Here is a 20155-nt window from a genome sequence, read left to right on the forward strand (position 1 = left end):
AATTAACCAAAACCATTATGCCAAACTATAAAAAAATAACCAAAATTATAATCCCCATTTTAATAATACTGCTCCTTCTCTTCGCCTTTTTATTCTGGCCCATTAACACTGACGGCACTTTAATAAAAGAAGATCAAAAATTGGCAGAAGGAAAAAAAGAATTTCTGGCTTCAAAACCCACCGATTCTATTTCTGGAAAAAAGACCAACATTATCATTCTTCTTGCCGATGATTTAGGAAAATATGATATTTCGCTCTACGGCGGAAAATCGACTCCTACTCCGCAGATAGATTCTCTGGCAGCTTCGGGCGCAACCTTTACTGATGGTTATGCCTCGGCATCCATTTGCTCGCCTTCAAGAGCGGGACTACTTACAGGAAGATATCAGGAACGTTTTGGGCACGAATATCAGCCTGGAGACCGATATCCGAAAAACAATTTGGAATATTATGCCTTTAAATATTTAATCAACACGAATAGCTGGAGATTAAATGACAAAATCACATATCCAAATGATGCTTCAATTACAACTCAAGGTCTTCCAAAATCGGAGATTACTTTTGCTGATTTGGCCAAAAGACAAGGTTATAGCACTGGAATAATCGGAAAATGGCATTTGGGTCATAACAAAGGATTTTTTCCTTTAGACCGTGGTTTCGATTATCATTACGGATTTTATCAGGCTTTTTCGCTTTTTGCTCCCGAAGACGATAATCCAGATATCATCAATCATCATCATAAAGATTTTACCGATAAAATGATTTGGGGTAAAGGCCGCGTCGGAATCGGACAAATTCGCCGAGACACTACCATTATTGACGAAAAGGAATATTTAACCGAAAAATTCGCTGAAGAAGCAGAAGCTTTTATTGACAAAAATAAAAATAAGCCGTTTCTTCTTTACATTCCGTTTAATGCGCCACACACGCCATTTCAGGTTCGTAAAAAATATTACGATCGTTTTCCGAATGTAAAAGACGAAAACAAACGTGTGTATTTTGCCATGATCAGCGCTTTGGATGATGCGATTGGCAGAATTCGCGAAAAAGTAAAAAAGGAAGGTTTGGAAGAAAATACGCTGATCATTTTTGCCAGCGACAATGGCGGTGCCGATTATACTTTTGCTACCACAAATGCTCCTTTGAAAGGCGGAAAATTTTCTCATTTCGAAGGCGGAATCAATATTCCTTTTGCACTTTCGTGGAAGGGAAAAATTAAGCCTCATACGGTTTATAAAACACCTGTTAGCACTTTGGATATTTTTACAACTATTGCAGCCGCGATTGGTTCAGATTTGCCAAAAGATCGAGTTTATGATGGCGTTGATTTGGTTAAAACGGTAAATGAAAACAAAATAGCGCACAACGACTTATTCTGGCGCTCAGGCGATGCAAAAGCTGTTCGAAGCGGCGACTGGAAATTGGTCATTAGCGGAAAAACACATAAAAAATGGCTTTATAACCTTACTAAAGATAAATCGGAAACGAAAGACCTCTCACAGCTCAATCCAGAAAAAGTAAAAGAATTGGAAACTGCTTTACAAACTTGGGAAAAAGGATTGATTAAACCGCTTTGGCCAAATTTGACTTATTACGAATTCAACTTTGGAAAACAGAAGTATTATGTTGATTTGTAAAACATAATCATTTATAAAGAAACCTGACAGGTTTTAAAAACCTGTCAGGTTTAAAACGAAGTAATTACTTTTCAAAACCCTTTAAACTAAGATCAATCAATTGCCTCCAGCTTTAGCTGGAGGTTTTAATTTCGAAAAGGGGTACCGGCTTTAGCCAAACTCATATTTGGCTAAAGCCTTTTTTATATTCAAATTTTTTACCTCCAGCTAAAGCTGGAGGCAATTCAAATAAATCTCCACTCATTTATAACGAAACCTGACAGGTTTTAAAAACCTGTCAGGTTTAAAACGCAATAAAAGCAAGTAAAAACTGTATAAACCATACTAGTTTTACTTGCTTTCTTATTTCTACAAACAAACCACAAAATATTAATTACCAGCAATTTAAACATAATCAAAAGTACTTCCTCTTATATTCTCATTTCATTTCTTCAAAAAAATTAAATAATCTTTTGGTTTTTATTACAATAAAATTAACTTTGTCTATAGGATTAGTAGAGTTTAAATATTAAAAAACTACATTTTGAAAACAACAGCTTACACATCGCATTACATTCTTCCTAAAAAATTCACATACAACATCTTTGGTTATATGTGCATGTGCTGTTAAAATCCCTTTCTTTCATTTTCAATTCATAAAATGAAAATCAAACTAAAATTCTTATTGACTGTTATCTTAAGCATAATTATGTCAAAACTCCATAACTAAAAAAAAATAATAACTAAATCAAAATTCTAAAATGACAATGATGCACTGCCCTATTCTTTCATAAAAAAGGCATTTCTGCGGCAACAGAAATGGCAAGACTTAAAGAACATTTATCACTAAAGAAAGCCCTCGGGAATTGAAAACTCAATTTCTCGTATCGCTTTATTATTTAAAATCAAAAAGTAATGAACAAGCAATTACATGCCTTTGTGTGGCTTTTTGCATTCTTGATTTCGATCGGAATTAAAGCCCAAAACACAAAACCCTTAATCAATTCGACCTTAAATGGTACCGTTGTAGATCAGGTAACCAATCAGCCAATTCCAGGAGTTACCGTTCAAATTAAAGGAACTACGCACGCAGCAGTAACCGATTTAGACGGAAAATTCTATTTTCAAACTGGACAAATATTCCCTTACACTTTAGTTGTAAGCTATATGGGATATATCACTGCAGAACATATCGCAACCAAAGATTTTGTACAGATTTCATTAAAAGAAGATGTAAAAGAATTAAATGAAATTGTAATCATTGGATACGGAAGCACTTCTAAAAAAGACTATACAGGAGCGGCCGAAACAGTTGCTCAAATGTCATTAAAAGCAACACAAAAAACACTCGAAAGTTCGCTGCAAGGTTCTGTAGCGGGAGTTAATGTAACTCAGACTTCTGGACAGCCGGGCGCTGGAATGAGCATTCGTATTCGAGGCGGAAGTTCGATTCAAGGCGGAAACGAACCTTTGTACGTTATCGATGGTTTCCCGTTATACAGTTCAGAAGTTACTTCTGGTGTTTTGAGCGGTACGCCGACCAATCCGCTTTCTACCATAAATCCGTCAGATATTGAATCGATTACAGTTTTAAAAGATGCTTCTTCAACAGCCATTTATGGTTCTAGAGGTGCAAACGGAGTGGTTATCATTACAACCAAAAAAGGTTCAAATACGGCAACTACAGTAAATTACGATTTTACAATCGGTCAGCAATCCGTTCGTAAAAAAGTAGATGTATTAGATGCTCAAGGTTTTTCTAGATTGAGAAATGCCGCTTTGTACGATTCAAATCCTGCGGGAGGAACAAATCAATATTTAACTGATGCACAGATTGCGCAACTAGGAAAAGGAACCGATTGGCAAGATGCGGCTTTTCAAAAAGGTTTGACACAAAATCATCAGTTGAGTGTTTCGGGAGGAAATAATCAGACTAAATATGCGGTTTCTGGAAACTATTACAATCAGGAAGGAATTATAAAAAATACAGGCTTTGAACGTTTTAGCGGACGCGTGAATTTAAATTCAAAAATAAGCAGTAAAGCTAGATTCGGGTTAAACTTGACTATTGCCGAAACGAAATCGAAAGTTGCTCCAACGGGTTTGATAACTTCACTATTGGTTATGCCTCCAACGGCAACGATTTACGAACCAGATGGAAGTTACACGCTAAGAAATCCGTTTGAGAATATTTTTGCCAATCCAATTGCAACTTTAAACGAGCGTCAAAATCAGTCTATTACTGATCGTATTTTAGGGACAATTTATGGCGAGTATGATATTTTGAAAAGTCTGGTTTTGAAAGTTTCTTTTGGAACCGATATGATTTTCAATAAAGAAAAAAGCTATTTGCCGTCCAGCATTTACGAAGGTTCGATTACAAATGGAGAAGGAAAAATTGGAACTGCCGATTCGAGAAGCTGGCTAAACGAAAATACATTAACCTATACAACTGTATTTGGCGAGAAACATCGCTTAAACGCTTTGGCGGGTTATACACAGCAAAGCTCTACCAGAGAATATGTTACATCTGGATCGCAGCAATATGTAAATGATATTACTGGCTATTACAGTTTGCAAAGTGGTAATATTGCTTTAATGCCAACTTCTGGAGAAAGCACTTGGGTGCTAAACTCTTATTTAACGAGAGTAAATTACAACTACGATTCGAAGTATTTCTTAACGGGAAGTTTAAGAGCCGATGGTTCTTCGCGTTTTGGAAAAGACAACAAATGGGGTTACTTTCCTTCTGTTGCGGCGGCGTGGCAAATTAGTTCAGAAAATTTCTTTGCTCCTGTAAAAGATGTCATTAACAGCTTAAAAATTAGAACGAGTTGGGGAGCAACAGGAAATCAAGAAATTGGAGAATATCAGTCTTTGTCTACTTTGACAAGTGTGAAATATCTTTTTGGCGATCAGATTTATACTGGTTTTACGCCTACGCGAATTGCAAACGACAATTTAGGTTGGGAATTAACCAATCAGTTTGATGCTGGAGTTGATGTTGGCTTTTTTAATGATAAACTGAATTTAACCGTTGATGTGTATCGTAAAACGACTAAAGATTTATTGCTAGACGTTCAGCTTCCGTACACTACTGGGTTTACTTCTTCTCTACAGAATTTTGGTTCTGTGCAGAATCAGGGAATTGAATTTGGTTTGAATGCTTCTCTTGGAAATACCGCTTTTTCTTGGACTTCAAACTTCAATATAGCATTCAACCAAAACAAAATTATAGCGCTAGGAAATGGTGCCGAATTTTACACTTTCGGAAATTATATTTTAAAAGTAGGTCAATCTCTTGGAACTTTTTACGGAGCAGTTACAGACGGAATTCTTCAAACTGATGAAGTCGCTACAAAAGGTGTTTACACTGGAAATGCAACTCCAAAAGCGGGTGATCGTTTGTATAAAGATATCAATGGAGACGGTGCATTTACCACTGCGGCAGACAGAACAAGCATTGGTGATGCACAGCCAGACTTCGTTTTCGGTTTCTCTAATAATTTCACTTACAGAGGTTTTGAATTAGCGATTTTGGTAAATGGTTCTGTTGGAAATAAAATTCTTAACGGAAACTTGCAAGCGCTCGAATTGTACAACGGACAGCAAAATGCTTCAACCTCAGCTTTAGATGCTTGGACGCCAACAAATCCGAGTAACACAACGCCAAGAGCAAAATTGGACCCTGCTCCTGTTTTCTCTAACCGATTTGTAGAAGACGGTTCATTTGTTCGTGTAAAAAACATCACTTTAAGCTATAACCTTCCGAAAAAAATATCTGAAAAATTAAGATTGACGGCAGTGAAATTCCGTGTTGTTGGAGAAAACTTATTGACATGGACAAAATACACAGGCTACGATCCTGAAGTTACTAACGGAACGACAATTTCGCCAGGAACAGATACTGGAATTTATCCGGCATCTAAAACAATTTCAGGCGGTTTAAGCGTAACATTCTAAAAGATTTATCATGAAAAAGACCCTTATATTCAGTTTCGCAGCGCTTTTTTTAATAAGTTCCTGCAATTCTTTAGACGAAGATCCAAAAGCTTTTATTTCGTCTACCAATTTTTATAAAACAACCGAAGATGCAGATGCTGCTGTTATTGCCATTCATAATGCGATCAACAGTTCCACGCACACTTTATACAATCGATTAATTCAGATTTCGACCGAAATGGCGACCGACGATTACGAAGCGGGACCGCGAGCGAGAAATGCACATGTTAGAGCTTTATCTAACTTGACTCATGATGCTTCCAACGATCGTATGATTGAGATATGGAGACAAAGTTATGACGGAATCAATAGAGCCAATGCTGCGATTGATAATATTGCTAAAAATCCAAATCTAAATTCGCAAAAAGACAAAGATTTGATTAATGAAGCGAAGTTTTTAAGAGCTCTTTTATATTTCAATTTGGTAAGATGGTTTGGAGATGTGCCGCTCGTTTTGCACGAAACTACCGTTTTGTCAGCTGAAGCTATCAATGTAAGCAACACGCCTGAAGCAGATGTCTACACACAAATTGAAAATGATTTGATTGATGCTGAAGCGCTTCCTGCAGTGCAGCAAAATAAAGGCCGTGTAACTGCTGGCGCTGCAAAAAGTATTTTAGCGAAAGTGTATTTGACGGAAAAAAAATGGCAGAAAGCAGCCGAAAAAAGCAAAGAAATCATTGACAGCAAAGTGTATGATTTATTCGAAAATTACGCTGACGTTTTTAATGTTGCCACTAAAAACGGAAAAGAACATATTTTCTCTGCTCAGTTTAAAGGTCTAACGAACTGGAACGGAAATATGTTGGCTTCAACCGCCGCGCCAACTTCGGTTCCTGGAATTGCAGGTGATCAAGCCGATGCTTTGCATAAAGAAGGTGGACTTTTTGAAGCTTTCGCTGAAACCGACAAAAGAAAGTATATCACTTTTGCCGTAGAATTTGTGAGTCCGACGGACGGTAAAACCTATAAAGTTACGCCGCATTTCAATAAATATTTTGATCCTGCAACGCCAACTTCGCCTGGACAATCTTCTAAAAATACGCCAATTATACGATTTGCAGAAGTACTATTGATTTATGCAGAAGCTTTGAACGAACAAAACAGCGGACCAACTGCAGAAGCGTATGCAGCGGTTGATCGCGTGAGAACAAGAGCAGGAATTGCGTTGTTAGCTGAAACTTCGCCAGCTTTAAGTCAAGATGCTTTTAGAGAAGCGGTTTTTGAAGAAAGAAGAAAAGAATTGGTTTATGAATACCAACGCTGGTTTGATTTGGCTAGAAGAGGTCCAGATTATTTTGTGGCGAAATTAAAAGCAGCAGGAAAAACCAATGCACAGCCCAAACACGTTCACTTTCCGATTCCGCAAAGAGAATTGGATTTGAATCCGAATTTGAAGCAGGTTCCGGCTTGGAGGCAGTAATTTTTTTGCCACAGATTACACGGATTAAATGGATTAAAAAATCTGCTAAATCTGCTAAATCTGCGAGAGCAAATTTAAACACATAGAAACATAGTTTATAATGCTGCATAAAGGCGTTTCACTTGTTTGAATACACATAGATTGAAGATTAAATGGATTAAAAAATCTGTAAAATCTGCTAAATCTGCGAGAGCAAATTTAAACACATAGAAACATAGTTTATAATGCTGCGTAAAGGCGTTTCACTTGTTTGAATAAACATAGACTATGTGTGGAGAAATGAATTTCTCTTTTGTATTCTTTTCAAAAGCAAAAAAATCTATGTCTCTATGTGTTTCAAAAATATTTTAACGAATTAAAAATATACAAACAGTAAATTATAAAATAAGATGAATAAAAAAATAAACATTTTATTCTCAGTCTTGCTGACGGGAATAATAGGTGCTGCTGAAATCGATGCCCAAAACGCATCTTCAAAACCAAACGTAATTTTAATTATGGTTGATGATATGGGCTATTCAGATTTAGGAAACTACGGTTCTGAAATTAAAACCCCAAATCTAGATCGCTTGGCAAAGGAAGGAACACGTCTTCGTGAATTTTACAACAACTCGATTTGTGCGCCAACAAGAGCTTCTTTATTAACGGGACAATATCAGCACAAAGCGGGTGTGGGTTATTTTGATGTGAATTTAGGTTTACCTGCTTATCAAGGGTATTTAAACAAAGAATCGCTAACTCTTGGAGAAGTTTTCCGTTCTGGAGGTTACAGCACTTTAATGTCTGGAAAATGGCACGTTGGTTCTGAAGATCAAGCGCAATGGCCGAATCAGAGAGGTTTTGATAAGTTTTACGGAATTTTAAAAGGTGCTGCAAATTATTTTGATACTAAACCGCTTCCGTTCGGAAAAACGGCTTATCCTGTAAAAATGATTCGTAATAACGAAGAATTGCATCCAAAAGATGATTCGTACTATTTTACAGATGAAATTGGAAACAATGCGGTTACTTTCTTAGACGAACAAAACAAAGAAAACAAGCCTTTCTTCTTGTATTTGGCTTTTACGGCGCCACACTGGCCATTGCAAGCCAAACAAGTTGACATTGCCAAATACAGAGGCAAGTTTGATGAAGGCTGGGATGTTTTAAGAGAAAAAAGAATTAAAAAATTAAGAGAAAACGGGATTCTGCTTCCTAACCAAACTATCGCTCCACGCGATCCAGAAGTTCCAGAATGGGACAAATTAACGTATGACGAAAAACAATTCTGGAAAGCTAAAATGGAAGTTTACGCCGCAATGGTCGACAACATGGATCAAAACGTGGGTAAAGTTTTAGACAAACTAAAAGCGTTGAAAAAAGACAAAAACACGTTGATTGTTTTCATTGCCGACAATGGCGCTCAAGGCGGATTTAATACTTACAATCCGTTAAAAAGAGGTTTAGTTCGCAACGACGGGCCAATTGGTTCTTCTGGATCTTTTGATTATCAGGAACAAAACTGGGCTTATTTATCCAATACTCCGTTACAGGATTATAAAAACAATATGCACGAAGGCGGATTCAGTTCTCCGTTTATCGCTTGGTACCCTTCAAAAATTAAAGCAGGAAGAATCGATAAAGGAACGGGACATATTATTGACCTTGCTCCTACTTTTTACGAATTGGCTGGAATTGAATATCCAAAAACACTTAACGGTGTAAATTCTAATCCGTTAGCAGGAAAAAGTTTATTGCCAGTTTTATTTGACAATGCTTCTGAAGTAAATCGAGGTGCACCTATATTCTGGGAAAGAGCCGGAAACAGAGCTGTAAGGGAAGGAAAATGGAAATTGGTTTCTATTTACCCTTCTTACCAATGGGAACTTTACGATCTTGAAGCAGACCGAGGCGAAACAACAAACGTCGCAGCTCAAAATGCAGGGATTGTAAACGATCTTTCCGCTAAATATTTTGACTGGGCAGATAAAACAGGAGTTGTTGAATACAGCAAATTCAAGCAAAAAGGAGAATTAATTCCTGGAGCTGCTGCAAAAAAATAATTGCTTTTTTTGATATTTTTAGCAATTATGAAAAAGCGGTTACCGAATAAGTAACCGCTTTTAAAAAAAATGGTGTCTACAAAAAAAGCAGCAATTGAATTTGCTGCTTTTTCTATTTTAAATCTCAAAAGAGAACTTCTTAGTTTTTAAATTCATTCAAAGATTTTTTGATAATCTCCAAACATTCGTGAATTTGCGCTTCGGTCATTACCAAAGGCGGCGCGAATCTAATTTTGTTTCCGTGCGTTGGTTTTGCCAATAATCCGTTGTCTCTAAATTTTAAGCAGATTTCCCACGCTAAATCCGAGTCTTCTCCACTATTGATTACAATTGCATTTAATAAACCTTTACCACGAACTAGAGTGATCAAGTTATTTCTTTCGGCAATTTCGTTTAATCCTTTTCTTAAAATAATTCCTAAACGTTCCGCATTTTCAGCCAGTTTTTCGTCTTTTACTACTTCTAAAGCAGCAATCGCAACAGCCGCCGCAACAGGATTTCCTCCAAAAGTAGAACCGTGTTGTCCTGGCTTAATAACATTCATGATTTCGTTATTACATAAAACTGCAGAAACTGGGTAAACCCCACCAGAAATTGCTTTTCCTAAAATTAAAACATCTGGTTGCACATTTTCGTGATGAACAGCTAACAATTTTCCTGTTCTTGCAATTCCGGTCTGAACTTCATCTGCAATAAACAATACATTATGCTTTTCGCAAAGTGCTTTCGCTTTCGCTAAATAACCTTCAGAAGGAACATAAACTCCTGCTTCACCTTGAATTGGCTCAACCAAAAATCCAGCAATATTTTTAGATGAATTTAAAGCGTTTTCTAGCGCTTCCAGATTATCATATTCAATTTTAATAAATCCGTCTGTAAAAGGTCCGAAGTTTTTACGAGCCGTTTCATCATTAGAAAATGAAATGATGGTTGTCGTTCTTCCGTGAAAATTATTCTCACACACAATAATCTGCGCTTGATTTTCTGGAATTCCTTTTACTTCATAAGCCCATTTTCTAGAAATCTTTAAAGCTGTTTCAACCGCCTCTGCTCCTGTATTCATTGGCAGTACTTTATCGAAACCAAAATATTTCGTTACGTATTCTTCGTAGTTTCCTAATTTATCATTGTAAAAAGCACGCGAAGTCAAAGTCAGTTTTTGAGCTTGTTCCACCATTGCATTCACAATTTTTGGATGGCAATGCCCTTGATTAACTGCAGAATAAGCAGATAAAAAATCGTAATATTTCTTTCCGTCAACATCCCAAACATATACGCCTTCTCCGCGTTCTAAAACGACAGGAAGCGGATGATAATTATGAGCTCCATATTTGTTTTCTTTTTCAATCAAAACTTCAGATTTTGACGAAAGTGTTTTTTCTGTACTTATCATAATATGCTTTTTATTTCTACAAAAATATCAAAATTAAATTAAAAAAAGGCATTAGAATTAAATTTTGACTTATAAATAACAAATTACAAGTCAAAACATATATTTTTTAACCATAAAAAAGATAAATTCCCTTTAACAGAAATATACTTTTATGAATGTTTATTAAAAAAAATAATTACTTTTATGAATCACAAAACGTAATTTTTAAAACGATTTTTTACTGCATGGAATTATTAGACGAATTTGATATTAGCATTATTAAAGAATTAGAAAAAGACGGAAGAATGGCTTTTTCTGCCATAGCTGCTAATTTAAAAATATCAAATACGATGGTGCATCAGCGTATTAACAGAATGATTGAACAAGGTGTAATTGGCGGAATCAAACCGATTATTCAAGAAAAAAAAATAGGCTACGATTGGGCTTCTTTCACAGGAATTACTTTGAACAAAGATTCGGATTCTGATCGTATTATTGAAGCGCTAAAAGAGATTCCAGAAATCACAGAATGCTATTATGTAACGGGTTCGTTTACGCTTTACATCAAAATCATTGCCAAAAATCACGAACACATGCGCCGCATTCTTTACGAAAAAATCGACGGAATTCCAGGCATTGCCAAAACCGATTCTATTGTAGAACTGGGCTGCGCCTTTAAGCGAAATATATCGTTATAAAGAAGAAAAACAGTCTTTTAAATATTCGTTACAAACCTCACAAGAATTTAGTTGTGAGGTTTTTTTGTAACATAATATTTCTGATATTTGTTAAAAATTGAAGAAATCATGAAAAATAGCATAATCATTTTATTCAGTGCAATCTTATTTTCCAATCTTATGAATGCGCAATTAAAACCAGTAAAATATACCGAAGGAAGTCAGCAGTTGAATGGCTTATTTATAAAATCTGCTAAAAAAAGTGCCAATAATCCTGGGATCTTGCTTTTGCCAGCTTGGCTCGGAATTGACAATGCCTCAAAAGGAATCGCTGAAGAATTATCTAAGCTAGGTTATCACGTTTTTATCGCAGACATTTATGGCGAAGGAAACTATCCTAAAAATACTGGAGAAGCGGGAAAACAAGCTGGTTACTACAAACAAAATTATGAAGCTTATCAAAAAAGAATTGATATTGCTTTGCATGAACTTATAAAACTAGGAGCCAATGCCGATAACATTGTTGCTATTGGCTATTGTTTTGGCGGAACTGGAGTTTTAGAAGCTGCTAGAGGCGATTTAAAACTTAAAGGTATCGCTTCATTTCATGGCGGTTTAGGAAAAGATGCCAGCAGAAAAACAGAAACCATTAATACAAAAGTTTTAATCTGTCATGGCGCTGATGATCCGTTTGTTTCTAAAGACGAAATTGCTTCATTCCAACAAGAAATGCGCGACGCTAAAGCTGATTGGCAAATGATTTATTATGCAAACTCTGTACACTCTTTTACAAATCCTGAAGCTGGAAATGATAATTCTAAAGGTGCGGCCTACAATCCTGTTGCAGCAAAAAGATCGTTTGATCATTTACAGCTCTTTTTAAATGAAGTTCTGAAAAAATAAACCAAAAACTACCTAGAAAACAAACCAAAATAAACCAATGTCACACAGTAAAATTAGAGAAGATAAAACCTGTCTGAATTGCAGGCACGTTGTTGAACAAAAATTCTGTCCTAATTGCGGGCAGGAAAACAGCGATTCGAGAAAGACTTTTCATCATTTATTTGTACACTTTTTTGAAGATTTAACGCACTATGAAAACGCATTTTGGAAAACCATCAAAAATCTACTTTTTAAGCCTTCAACACTAACTAAAGAATATCTTTCAGGAAAGCGTTTGTCTTATCTGGCTCCTGTTCGTCTTTATATCTTTATCAGTTTTATTACTTTTCTTTTAATTGCTTTATTTCCAAATAATCTAACGGATGAGCTAACAAAAAATGAGAAGGAAATTACAACCAGTTTTGAAAAAGAAACTGCAAAAGAAAAGGAGAGCTGGAAAGAAAAATCATATTTAAAATCGAAAGTAGTGGACAAGTCCTATTTTCAATTGAAACCAATGAAAGAAATCGATTCAATTCAGAAATATGGAAAGGAAAGCGAAAAATTAAATGCAACCTCGTATTGGTTCTATGAAAAAGCCGTTCATGTGACTGAAAAATATACCAAAAAAGAAATCATTATAAAATTCATAGAATCGTTCTTTCATAATCTACCCAAAATCCTATTTATAATTATGCCGTTTTTCGCATTCTTTTTATGGCTGTTTCATAGCAAGAAAAAATGGTATTATTTTGATCACGGCATTTTTACGCTTCATTATTTTTCGTTTCTGCTTTTGATATTTCTCATTATGTTTATAATTGACAGAGGTATTGGGCTTTTTGGAAAAGATAGTCCGTTGTTATATATCTCTGCCATTACCAATTTTGCAGGAACCATCTGGATGTGTTATTATTTTTATCCTGCACATCATCGTTTTTATGGCGAATCGAGAATAGTGTCATTTGTTAAAAGTGTATTGCTTTTTATAATAAACTCACTATTTATCCTATTTTTACTCACTTTATACGTTCTTTACACATTTATTAATTTACACTAACTATAGGAATGAAAAAATTACTCCTTTTATTACTAGTTGTTTCTGCGTATTCTTGTAAAACCGCGCAGTCAACAGCATCTAAAGACAATTCGGATCCAACGAAATATGTTAAAGCTATCAGCGAAAAAGACTTAAAGAAAATGCTTTATACTATCGCTTCTGATGAAATGGAAGGCCGCGAAACAGGTTCTCAAGGACAGAAAAAAGCGGGTCTTTACATGATTGAGCAATACAAAAAAAGTGGCGTGTCTTTTCCAAAAGGAGCATCAAATTACTACCAGCCTGTTCCTGCAACATTTATGAATGCAAAACGCAATCAGAACCTTCCAGATTCAGAAAACATCTGGGCATATATTGAAGGTACAGAAAAACCAAATGAAGTTTTAGTAATTTCTGCGCACTACGATCACGTAGGTATTAAAGATGGCGAAGTTTACAACGGAGCTGACGATGATGGCTCTGGAACTGTAGCCGTTATGGAAATGGCTAAAGCTTTTGCTAAAGCGAAAAAACAAGGACACGGACCAAAACGTTCTATCTTGTTTCTTCATGTAACTGGTGAAGAGCACGGTTTACACGGATCGCGTTTTTATTCTGAAAATCCATTGTTTCCAATCGCAAATACAATTGCAGATATCAATATTGACATGATCGGACGTCGCGATGTGGAGCATTCAAACACAAACAATTATGTGTATGTTATTGGTGCAGACAGATTATCTTCTGACTTGCACAATGCTGTCGTTTCTCAAAATGACAAATACATTAAAATGGACTTAGATTTTAAATTTAATGATCCGAAAGATCCAAACCATTTCTACGAGCGTTCTGACCACTATAACTTTGCAAAACACGGTATTCCATCTGTTTTCTTCTTTAACGGAGTTCACGAAGATTACCACGGAAAAGACGATACTCCAGAAAAAATTGAATACGATGCTTTAACAAAAAGAACGAAACTTGCTTTTGTACTAGCTTGGGATTTGGCTAATAGAGCAGAGAGACCGGTGGTTGATAAGAAATAATTCTAAGGGGCTAAGCTTCTGAGCTGCTAAGGTTCTAAGTTTTCTCTTAGTGATTAAAAAAAAATGGATGAGATAAATCTCATCCATTTTTTATGTTTTTAATTTTATAAACTTTGAAGCTTACATTCTTAGCAGCTTTAAAAAAACTTAGAAGCTCAGAAGCTTAGCATCTTAGAACCTTTCAATTAATCATTCATCGAAATCAAAAACTCTTCATTATTCTTCGTTTTCTTGAAACGGTCGTTTACGAAGTCCATAGATTCTACTGGGTTCATATCTGATAAATATTTACGCATAATCCACATTCTTTGCAATGTCTTTTCGTCTAATAATAGGTCGTCGCGACGTGTACTAGAAGATGTAAGATCGATTGCTGGGAAAATACGTTTATTGGCTATCTTACGGTCTAATTGTAATTCCATGTTACCCGTTCCTTTAAATTCTTCGAAGATCACTTCGTCCATTTTAGAACCTGTTTCTGTTAATGCAGTTGCGATGATACTTAAAGATCCGCCGTTTTCTACATTTCTAGCCGCTCCAAAGAAACGTTTTGGTTTTTGTAATGCATTCGCATCAACACCTCCACTTAATACTTTTCCAGATGCTGGCTGAACGGTGTTGTAAGCTCTTGCTAAACGAGTAATAGAATCTAATAAAATCACTACATCGTGACCGCATTCTACCAAACGTTTTGCTTTTTCTAATACAATGTTGGCAATTTTTACGTGTTCTTGCGGCTCTCTGTCGAAAGTTGAAGCGATAACTTCACCGCGAACACTTCTTTGCATATCTGTAACCTCCTCTGGACGCTCGTCAATAAGAAGAACAATCAAATAAACTTCAGGATGATTGGCAGCAATTGCATTTGCAATATCTTTAAGTAACATTGTTTTACCCGTTTTAGGCTGTGCAACGATCATACCACGCTGACCTTTACCTATTGGTGAAAACAAATCTATAATTCTTGTTGAAATAGAACTGCCTTTTTCGGCTAGTTTAAATTTTTCTGAAGGGAAAACTGGTGTCAAGTGTTCGAAAGAAACTCTGTCACGAACGACTTGCGGATCGTGTCCGTTAATTTTTAACACACGAACCAATGGAAAAAACTTCTCACCTTCTTTAGGAGGACGAACCACTCCTTTTACAGTATCTCCGGTTTTTAGACCAAATAATCTGATTTGTGAAGTTGATAAATAAATATCATCTGGAGAAGCTAAATAATTATAATCTGATGAACGTAAAAATCCGTAACCGTCTGGCATCATTTCTAAAACGCCTTCACTTTCAATAATTCCGTCAAATTCAAAATCTGAATCTCTGAAGTTATTATTGTTCTTTTTATTCTTGTGGTTAGGGTTTTGATTGTTATGATTTCCGTTTCCATTGCCATTCCCACTCTGATTTTGGTTCTGATTCGGGTTTTGATTTTGGTTCTGGCTCGAATTTTTATTCTGATTCGGATTGATCTTTTTTGCAGGAGCAATTTGTGGAGTTTTTTCAGCTGTTTCGGCTGTTGGCTCAGAAACTATTGATTCTGACGGAGCTGCTTCTGCAACTTCTTCATTAGCAACCACTTCTTTTACAATTTCTTTCTCCTTTTTCAGCGCTACTTTCTTTTCGTATGCCTGTTTGTTAAATTTTACAACTTTAGGCTCTTTTTTTGCAGCTGTTTTATTTTCCTGTACTGCTTCAGTTGCCGTTTCTGCAATTGGCTGAACTGTTTCAGCAGTATCGTTATTTTGAACAGTTTCCTCTACTTTATCAAATTCTAAAACAGGAGTATTTTTGGTATTTGCTGCTTTTGGTTTTGCTGGCGCGATTCTAGCGCGTTTCGGTTTTTCTTCTTTGGCTTCAGAAACTGCTGTTGTTTGAGGAGCTTCAGCTGGTGCATTAGATGCTTCTTGGTGTGCTAAAATCTGACTAATTAAAGTCTCTTTTTTGACACCAGTAATCTTTATTGTTTTAGCTAACTTAGCTATTTCTTGAAGCTCAGCAAGCTTCATTTCTTTTAATGCAGAAATATCAAACATGAATGTTCTATGAATTTAATTATTTTAAGGAATACTGTAAAAAGAATAGGTAGATAATTAATTTGAATTGACCGCAGTATGAAGTGCTTACGGTATTATGATGCAATAATACGAATAAAATTTTATCATACAATAGTATTTTAAAAAAAGAAAATATATTTTTGTAAAACATTTTTAGGCCATGATACAAAGAATTCAAACTGTATATTTATTTCTAGCTTTTGCTGCAACTGGCATTTTAATGCTTTTTGTTCCGCTTTGGACAACTAGTGCAGGAAAGCCATTCTTTTTTATGCAGGATCAGCTTTATGCTTTTATATTAGGTTTAACAACTATGCTTAGTATTATCAGTATAATTTCATTTAAAAAGAGACAAAATCAGTTTGTGCTAAACAGACTGAATATAATATTAAATTTAATTTTATTAGGATTATTTGTATATCGATCACTAAATTTATCTGGAGAGGCAGAAGTCTCTGAGAAAGGTATTGGGATGTTCATGCCGATTGTTGCTATCGTGTTATTAGTTTTAGCTAATAAGGCCATCAAAAAGGACGAAGATCTTGTAAAATCTGTTGATCGTTTGAGGTAAACCTATAAACTTAGTTTATTTTGTGCGAAGAAAAACCCGAATCTATATTCGGGTTTTTTTTATGCCCTATTGTATTATAAATCAAACCTAAAGAGCATAATAAAAATCTGTTTACGTCATAAATTTGCATTTTCAAATTCAAACAATCATGACACCAAAAATAAGGATTCATCTTGCAGATGACCATCAGGTACTCATTGATGGTCTTTCAAACCTACTGCAAACCGTGTCAAACTTTGAGGTGGCAGGAACTTCATTAGACGGAACTACTGTTTATGACGATGTTGTAAATGACAAAGCCGATGTTTTGATTCTAGACATCAGCATGCCTAAAAAAGACGGCATTGAAACCCTTAAGGAATTTAACGAAAAACAACTGCCTTGCAATGTCATTATTTTATCCAGCTACGATGATCTCAAAATCATTAAAGAGGTAATGAAATTAGGCGCAAAAGGCTATTTGACCAAAAATTGTGCTGGCGAAAACATTATTGAAGCTGTCGAAGCTGTTTATCAAGGTCAGGAATACTTTAGCGATGCCGTAAGACAAAAAATCTTCAACACCTTCAAAGACAATCCGAAACTTAACCCTAATGCCATTATAGAGAATCCGCTTTTGAGTCCGCGAGAGCTTGAAATCATTATTTTGATTGCCTTAGAATACAGCGGAAAGGAAATCAGCGAAAAACTCTTTATCAGCGCTCATACTGTTGAAACGCATCGCAAAAACATTATGAAGAAACTGAATATTAAAAGCACAATAGGTTTGGTAAAATATGCGCTCAAAAACAATTTGATTAATCCTTAAAAATCCCTCTAATGTTTCGTTTCAATTTTCTTATCTCTTTGCTATTGCTTTTTGCCGTTAAAAGCACCAGCATTGCACAGCCAAATGATAGAATAAACGCAAGGGCGGCACAGACAGAGATAAGCAGTGTAAGCAAACCAAATCACATTAGCAAAACAGAACAGCTTCGAAATAAAAAAGTCGTTAGCTTATCTATAATACTTATCGTTATCATTTTTCTTTTATTTTACTTTTTATACCAAAACAATAAACTAAAACAAAAAATAAAAAGAAAGGATACGAAACAAAAAATCCTTCTCAACATTATCAATTCTAGCATTGATTCTCAAGAGATAGAGCGTAAAAAAATTGCTTCTTTTCTGCATGACAATATCAATTCGCTCTTATCTTCTGCGGGATTACATTTAAATACTTTTACAGCGCAGCACGATATAAAATCAAACGAAATACAGAAAGCAAAAACCATTCTGTCTGAAGCACATGAACTTTTACGAGACATGTCACACGATCTTGTTCCGTCACTTTTGGTTCGTTTTGGATTAATTTATGCGTTAGAAGATTTATGCGAAAAGAACTCCAATTCGGCAATCGAATTTGCGTTTTCAAGTGCTATTCCAACTAGTAGAAGATATATTGAAAAATTCGAAATGAAGATCTATTTTATTGTCAGCGAATTGTTCAGCAACATTACCAAACATAGCAATGCAAAAAAGGCAAAACTTTCTTTGACCGAAAAAGAAAATCAGTTAATCCTGCTCATTCATGATGACGGAATTGGTTTTAAAACCCAAAAATTAAACGATGCAGAAGGTTTCGGCTTAAACAGAATTAGAGCCCGAATTAAAAAATATAAAGGAACTTTATCTATCGTTTCCAAAGAAAATCTGGGAACTAAAATAAAAATCCAGATTCCGCTGCCACACTAATTACTTCACTCCTATTTCAACAATTTCTAAATCTTTGATTTTATCGTCATCAATTACAAAGCGAAGCATGGTTCTTACCTTATGAAAACCGCTTTTTCCCGCCGCACCTGGGTTCATGTGCAATAAATTGTTCTTTTTATCAAACATGACTTTCAAAATATGCGAATGTCCGCAAATAAATAATTTAGGCGGATTCAGAGCCAATTCTTCCCTAACATTTTGATTGTATTTTCCTGGATAACCTCCAATATGCGTAATCCAAACAGAAACATTTTCACATGAAAAACGATTGTTTAACGGAAATTCTAATCTCGCTTTTGCGTCATCGATATTTCCGTAAACCGCTCTGAGAGGCTTTAGTTTTTTAATGGTATCGGTTACCGTCAAATCTCCGATATCTCCAGCATGCCAGACTTCATCTGCCTGAGCAACATATTTTAAAATGGTATCGTCGATATGACTGTGAGTATCGGAAAGCAGTAGGATTTTTTTCATTCTAAGGTTCTAAGTTGCTAAGATACTAAGATTCTAAGTTTTTTCTGCCACGAAGGCACGTAGTCGCAAAGTTTTTTTGTAGAGACGCACCGCAGTGCGTCTAACATTTGGATTGGAAAACGATTAATGTAAATATTTTTTTGTCTTTGCGCCTTTGTGGCAAAACCATTCTGAGCGTTAGACACACTGCAGTGTGCCTCTACAATGAAAAATAAAAAACTTTGTGCCTTCGCGACTTTGTGGCAAAACCAATCTAGCGTGAGACGCACTGCGGTGCGACTCTACAATCCAAAACACAAAAAAACCTTTGTTACTTTGTCACTTTGAACCTTTGCCACCTAAAAGAAAAACCTTAGAACCTTAGCATCTCAGAATCTTAGCATCTTAAAAAAAACCTTTGTACCTTTGCCTCTCAGAACCTCTGTCCCTTAAAATGAGATATTTTATTCAATTCGCTTATAACGGAACCCATTATCATGGCTGGCAAATACAGCCAAACGCTTCTTCAGTTCAGGAAACTTTAAATAAGGCTTTTTCGGTTTTACTAAATGAAACTATCAGCATTATGGGTGCTGGAAGAACTGACAGTGGTGTTCATGCAAGCGAAATGTACGGGCATTTTGATACAGAAAAAACCTTAGATATTCCGGTTTTAATTCATAAACTGAATTCGTATTTACCAAAAGATATTGCGATTTTTGACATTATACTCGTTCACGATGATGCGCATTGCCGATTTGATGCGACAAAGCGAACGTATGAATATCATATCAATACCGTTAAAAATCCGTTTTTACAGGAATTGAGCTGGTATGTCACGCAGAAATTGGATGTTGAATTAATGAATGAAGCGGCTCAGCTCTTATTAAAACATACTGATTTCGAATGTTTTTCGAAAGTTCATACTGATGTCAATACATTTGATTGCACGATTTTTGAGGCATACTGGAAACAAGAAAATGGAAAACTGGTTTTTACCATTTCAGCAAATCGTTTTTTAAGGAATATGGTTCGCGCGATTGTTGGCACTTTGATCAATATCGGTTTAAAGAAAATTTCTTTAATAGATTTTGAAAATATCATTGCCAGCAAAAGCAGAGAAAAAGCAGGATTTTCGGTTCCTGCACATGGTTTATATTTAACCAAAATAGTGTATGATTACATAAATAGCCCTGATTGAAGTGAAAAGCTTTTTTGAAAAAAAT

15 protein-coding genes are annotated in these 20155 nt (G+C 35.5%); 12 read left to right on the top strand and 3 right to left on the bottom strand.

Features of this window, described 5'->3' with window-relative positions; all coding sequences use genetic code 11:
- Positions 1-17 precede the first annotated feature (17 nt).
- From Q9Q97_RS18840 to Q9Q97_RS18855, 4 genes are all read left to right on the top strand, one after another.
- On the top strand, positions 18-1637 hold the full coding sequence (locus Q9Q97_RS18840; protein WP_306159928.1) for a sulfatase-like hydrolase/transferase: 1620 nt from the start codon (positions 18-20) through the stop codon (positions 1635-1637).
- Positions 1638-2531: 894 nt separating this feature from the next.
- Positions 2532-5579 (top strand): TonB-dependent receptor, encoded by a 3048-nt coding sequence (locus Q9Q97_RS18845; protein ID WP_306159930.1) that lies wholly within the window; start codon positions 2532-2534, stop codon positions 5577-5579.
- Positions 5580-5589: 10 nt separating this feature from the next.
- On the top strand, positions 5590-7041 hold the full coding sequence (locus tag Q9Q97_RS18850) for a RagB/SusD family nutrient uptake outer membrane protein (RefSeq protein WP_306159932.1): 1452 nt from the start codon (positions 5590-5592) through the stop codon (positions 7039-7041).
- A gap of 389 nt (positions 7042-7430) precedes the next feature.
- Complete coding sequence (locus Q9Q97_RS18855) at positions 7431-9083, top strand: arylsulfatase (protein ID WP_306159934.1); 1653 nt, start codon at positions 7431-7433, stop codon at positions 9081-9083.
- A 139-nt stretch (positions 9084-9222) separates the two neighbouring features.
- Here the strand turns inward: Q9Q97_RS18855 and rocD are convergent, their stop codons facing one another.
- Positions 9223-10476: an ornithine--oxo-acid transaminase gene (gene rocD / locus Q9Q97_RS18860; protein ID WP_306159936.1), complete on the bottom strand. Its 1254-nt coding sequence runs from the start codon at positions 10474-10476 to the stop codon at positions 9223-9225.
- A 224-nt stretch (positions 10477-10700) separates the two neighbouring features.
- On the opposite strand from rocD, the gene Q9Q97_RS18865 reads away from it, so the two are divergent.
- From Q9Q97_RS18865 to Q9Q97_RS18880, 4 genes are all read left to right on the top strand, one after another.
- Entirely contained in the window at positions 10701-11153 is a 453-nt protein-coding gene (locus tag Q9Q97_RS18865; protein ID WP_057116602.1) for an Lrp/AsnC family transcriptional regulator, read from the top strand.
- 108 nt (positions 11154-11261) lie between these two features.
- Positions 11262-12035 carry a dienelactone hydrolase family protein gene (locus Q9Q97_RS18870; RefSeq protein ID WP_306159939.1) on the top strand — a complete coding sequence of 258 codons (774 nt, stop codon included), beginning with the start codon at positions 11262-11264 and terminating at the stop codon, positions 12033-12035.
- A 37-nt stretch (positions 12036-12072) separates the two neighbouring features.
- The gene (locus tag Q9Q97_RS18875) at positions 12073-13074 is read left to right on the top strand and encodes a DUF3667 domain-containing protein (protein ID WP_306159941.1); all 1002 of its coding nucleotides are present in this window, start codon (positions 12073-12075) and stop codon (positions 13072-13074) included.
- Positions 13075-13082: 8 nt separating this feature from the next.
- Positions 13083-14099, top strand: coding sequence for a M28 family peptidase (locus Q9Q97_RS18880; RefSeq protein WP_306159943.1), 1017 nt, complete (start codon positions 13083-13085; stop codon positions 14097-14099).
- 185 nt (positions 14100-14284) lie between these two features.
- Here the strand turns inward: Q9Q97_RS18880 and rho are convergent, their stop codons facing one another.
- Positions 14285-16129 (bottom strand): transcription termination factor Rho, encoded by a 1845-nt coding sequence (gene rho / locus Q9Q97_RS18885; RefSeq protein WP_306159945.1) that lies wholly within the window; start codon positions 16127-16129, stop codon positions 14285-14287.
- 181 nt (positions 16130-16310) lie between these two features.
- Between rho and Q9Q97_RS18890 the strand changes: the two genes are divergently transcribed.
- From Q9Q97_RS18890 to Q9Q97_RS18900, 3 genes are all read left to right on the top strand, one after another.
- Positions 16311-16721 carry a DUF4293 domain-containing protein gene (locus tag Q9Q97_RS18890; protein WP_306159947.1) on the top strand — a complete coding sequence of 137 codons (411 nt, stop codon included), beginning with the start codon at positions 16311-16313 and terminating at the stop codon, positions 16719-16721.
- A 148-nt stretch (positions 16722-16869) separates the two neighbouring features.
- A complete protein-coding gene (locus Q9Q97_RS18895) occupies positions 16870-17529 on the top strand; it encodes a response regulator transcription factor (RefSeq protein WP_306159949.1) in 660 nt (219 codons plus the stop codon).
- A gap of 11 nt (positions 17530-17540) precedes the next feature.
- Entirely contained in the window at positions 17541-18455 is a 915-nt protein-coding gene (locus Q9Q97_RS18900) for a sensor histidine kinase (protein ID WP_306159951.1), read from the top strand.
- On the opposite strand, the gene Q9Q97_RS18905 is transcribed toward Q9Q97_RS18900, so the two are convergent.
- Complete coding sequence (locus Q9Q97_RS18905) at positions 18456-18950, bottom strand: metallophosphoesterase (protein WP_306159953.1); 495 nt, start codon at positions 18948-18950, stop codon at positions 18456-18458. It abuts the gene before it with no gap.
- Positions 18951-19383: 433 nt separating this feature from the next.
- On the opposite strand from Q9Q97_RS18905, the gene truA reads away from it, so the two are divergent.
- A complete protein-coding gene (truA, locus tag Q9Q97_RS18910; protein ID WP_306159955.1) occupies positions 19384-20130 on the top strand; it encodes a tRNA pseudouridine(38-40) synthase TruA in 747 nt (248 codons plus the stop codon).
- The last annotated feature ends 25 nt before the right edge of the window (positions 20131-20155 follow it).

This window comes from Flavobacterium sp. DG2-3, assembly GCF_030730925.1.
Lineage (GTDB): Bacteria > Bacteroidota > Bacteroidia > Flavobacteriales > Flavobacteriaceae > Flavobacterium.

Coding starts and splice junctions, on each gene's coding strand:
- rocD (WP_306159936.1), bottom strand. CDS start 10,476: ATGATAAGTACAGAAAAAACACTTTCGTCAAAATCTGAAGTTTTGATT.
- truA (WP_306159955.1), top strand. CDS start 19,384: ATGAGATATTTTATTCAATTCGCTTATAACGGAACCCATTATCATGGC.
- Q9Q97_RS18890 (WP_306159947.1), top strand. CDS start 16,311: ATGATACAAAGAATTCAAACTGTATATTTATTTCTAGCTTTTGCTGCA.
- Q9Q97_RS18870 (WP_306159939.1), top strand. CDS start 11,262: ATGAAAAATAGCATAATCATTTTATTCAGTGCAATCTTATTTTCCAAT.
- Q9Q97_RS18875 (WP_306159941.1), top strand. CDS start 12,073: ATGTCACACAGTAAAATTAGAGAAGATAAAACCTGTCTGAATTGCAGG.
- Q9Q97_RS18845 (WP_306159930.1), top strand. CDS start 2,532: ATGAACAAGCAATTACATGCCTTTGTGTGGCTTTTTGCATTCTTGATT.
- Q9Q97_RS18850 (WP_306159932.1), top strand. CDS start 5,590: ATGAAAAAGACCCTTATATTCAGTTTCGCAGCGCTTTTTTTAATAAGT.
- Q9Q97_RS18865 (WP_057116602.1), top strand. CDS start 10,701: ATGGAATTATTAGACGAATTTGATATTAGCATTATTAAAGAATTAGAA.
- Q9Q97_RS18895 (WP_306159949.1), top strand. CDS start 16,870: ATGACACCAAAAATAAGGATTCATCTTGCAGATGACCATCAGGTACTC.
- Q9Q97_RS18880 (WP_306159943.1), top strand. CDS start 13,083: ATGAAAAAATTACTCCTTTTATTACTAGTTGTTTCTGCGTATTCTTGT.
- Q9Q97_RS18840 (WP_306159928.1), top strand. CDS start 18: ATGCCAAACTATAAAAAAATAACCAAAATTATAATCCCCATTTTAATA.
- Q9Q97_RS18905 (WP_306159953.1), bottom strand. CDS start 18,950: ATGAAAAAAATCCTACTGCTTTCCGATACTCACAGTCATATCGACGAT.
- Q9Q97_RS18855 (WP_306159934.1), top strand. CDS start 7,431: ATGAATAAAAAAATAAACATTTTATTCTCAGTCTTGCTGACGGGAATA.
- Q9Q97_RS18900 (WP_306159951.1), top strand. CDS start 17,541: ATGTTTCGTTTCAATTTTCTTATCTCTTTGCTATTGCTTTTTGCCGTT.
- rho (WP_306159945.1), bottom strand. CDS start 16,129: ATGTTTGATATTTCTGCATTAAAAGAAATGAAGCTTGCTGAGCTTCAA.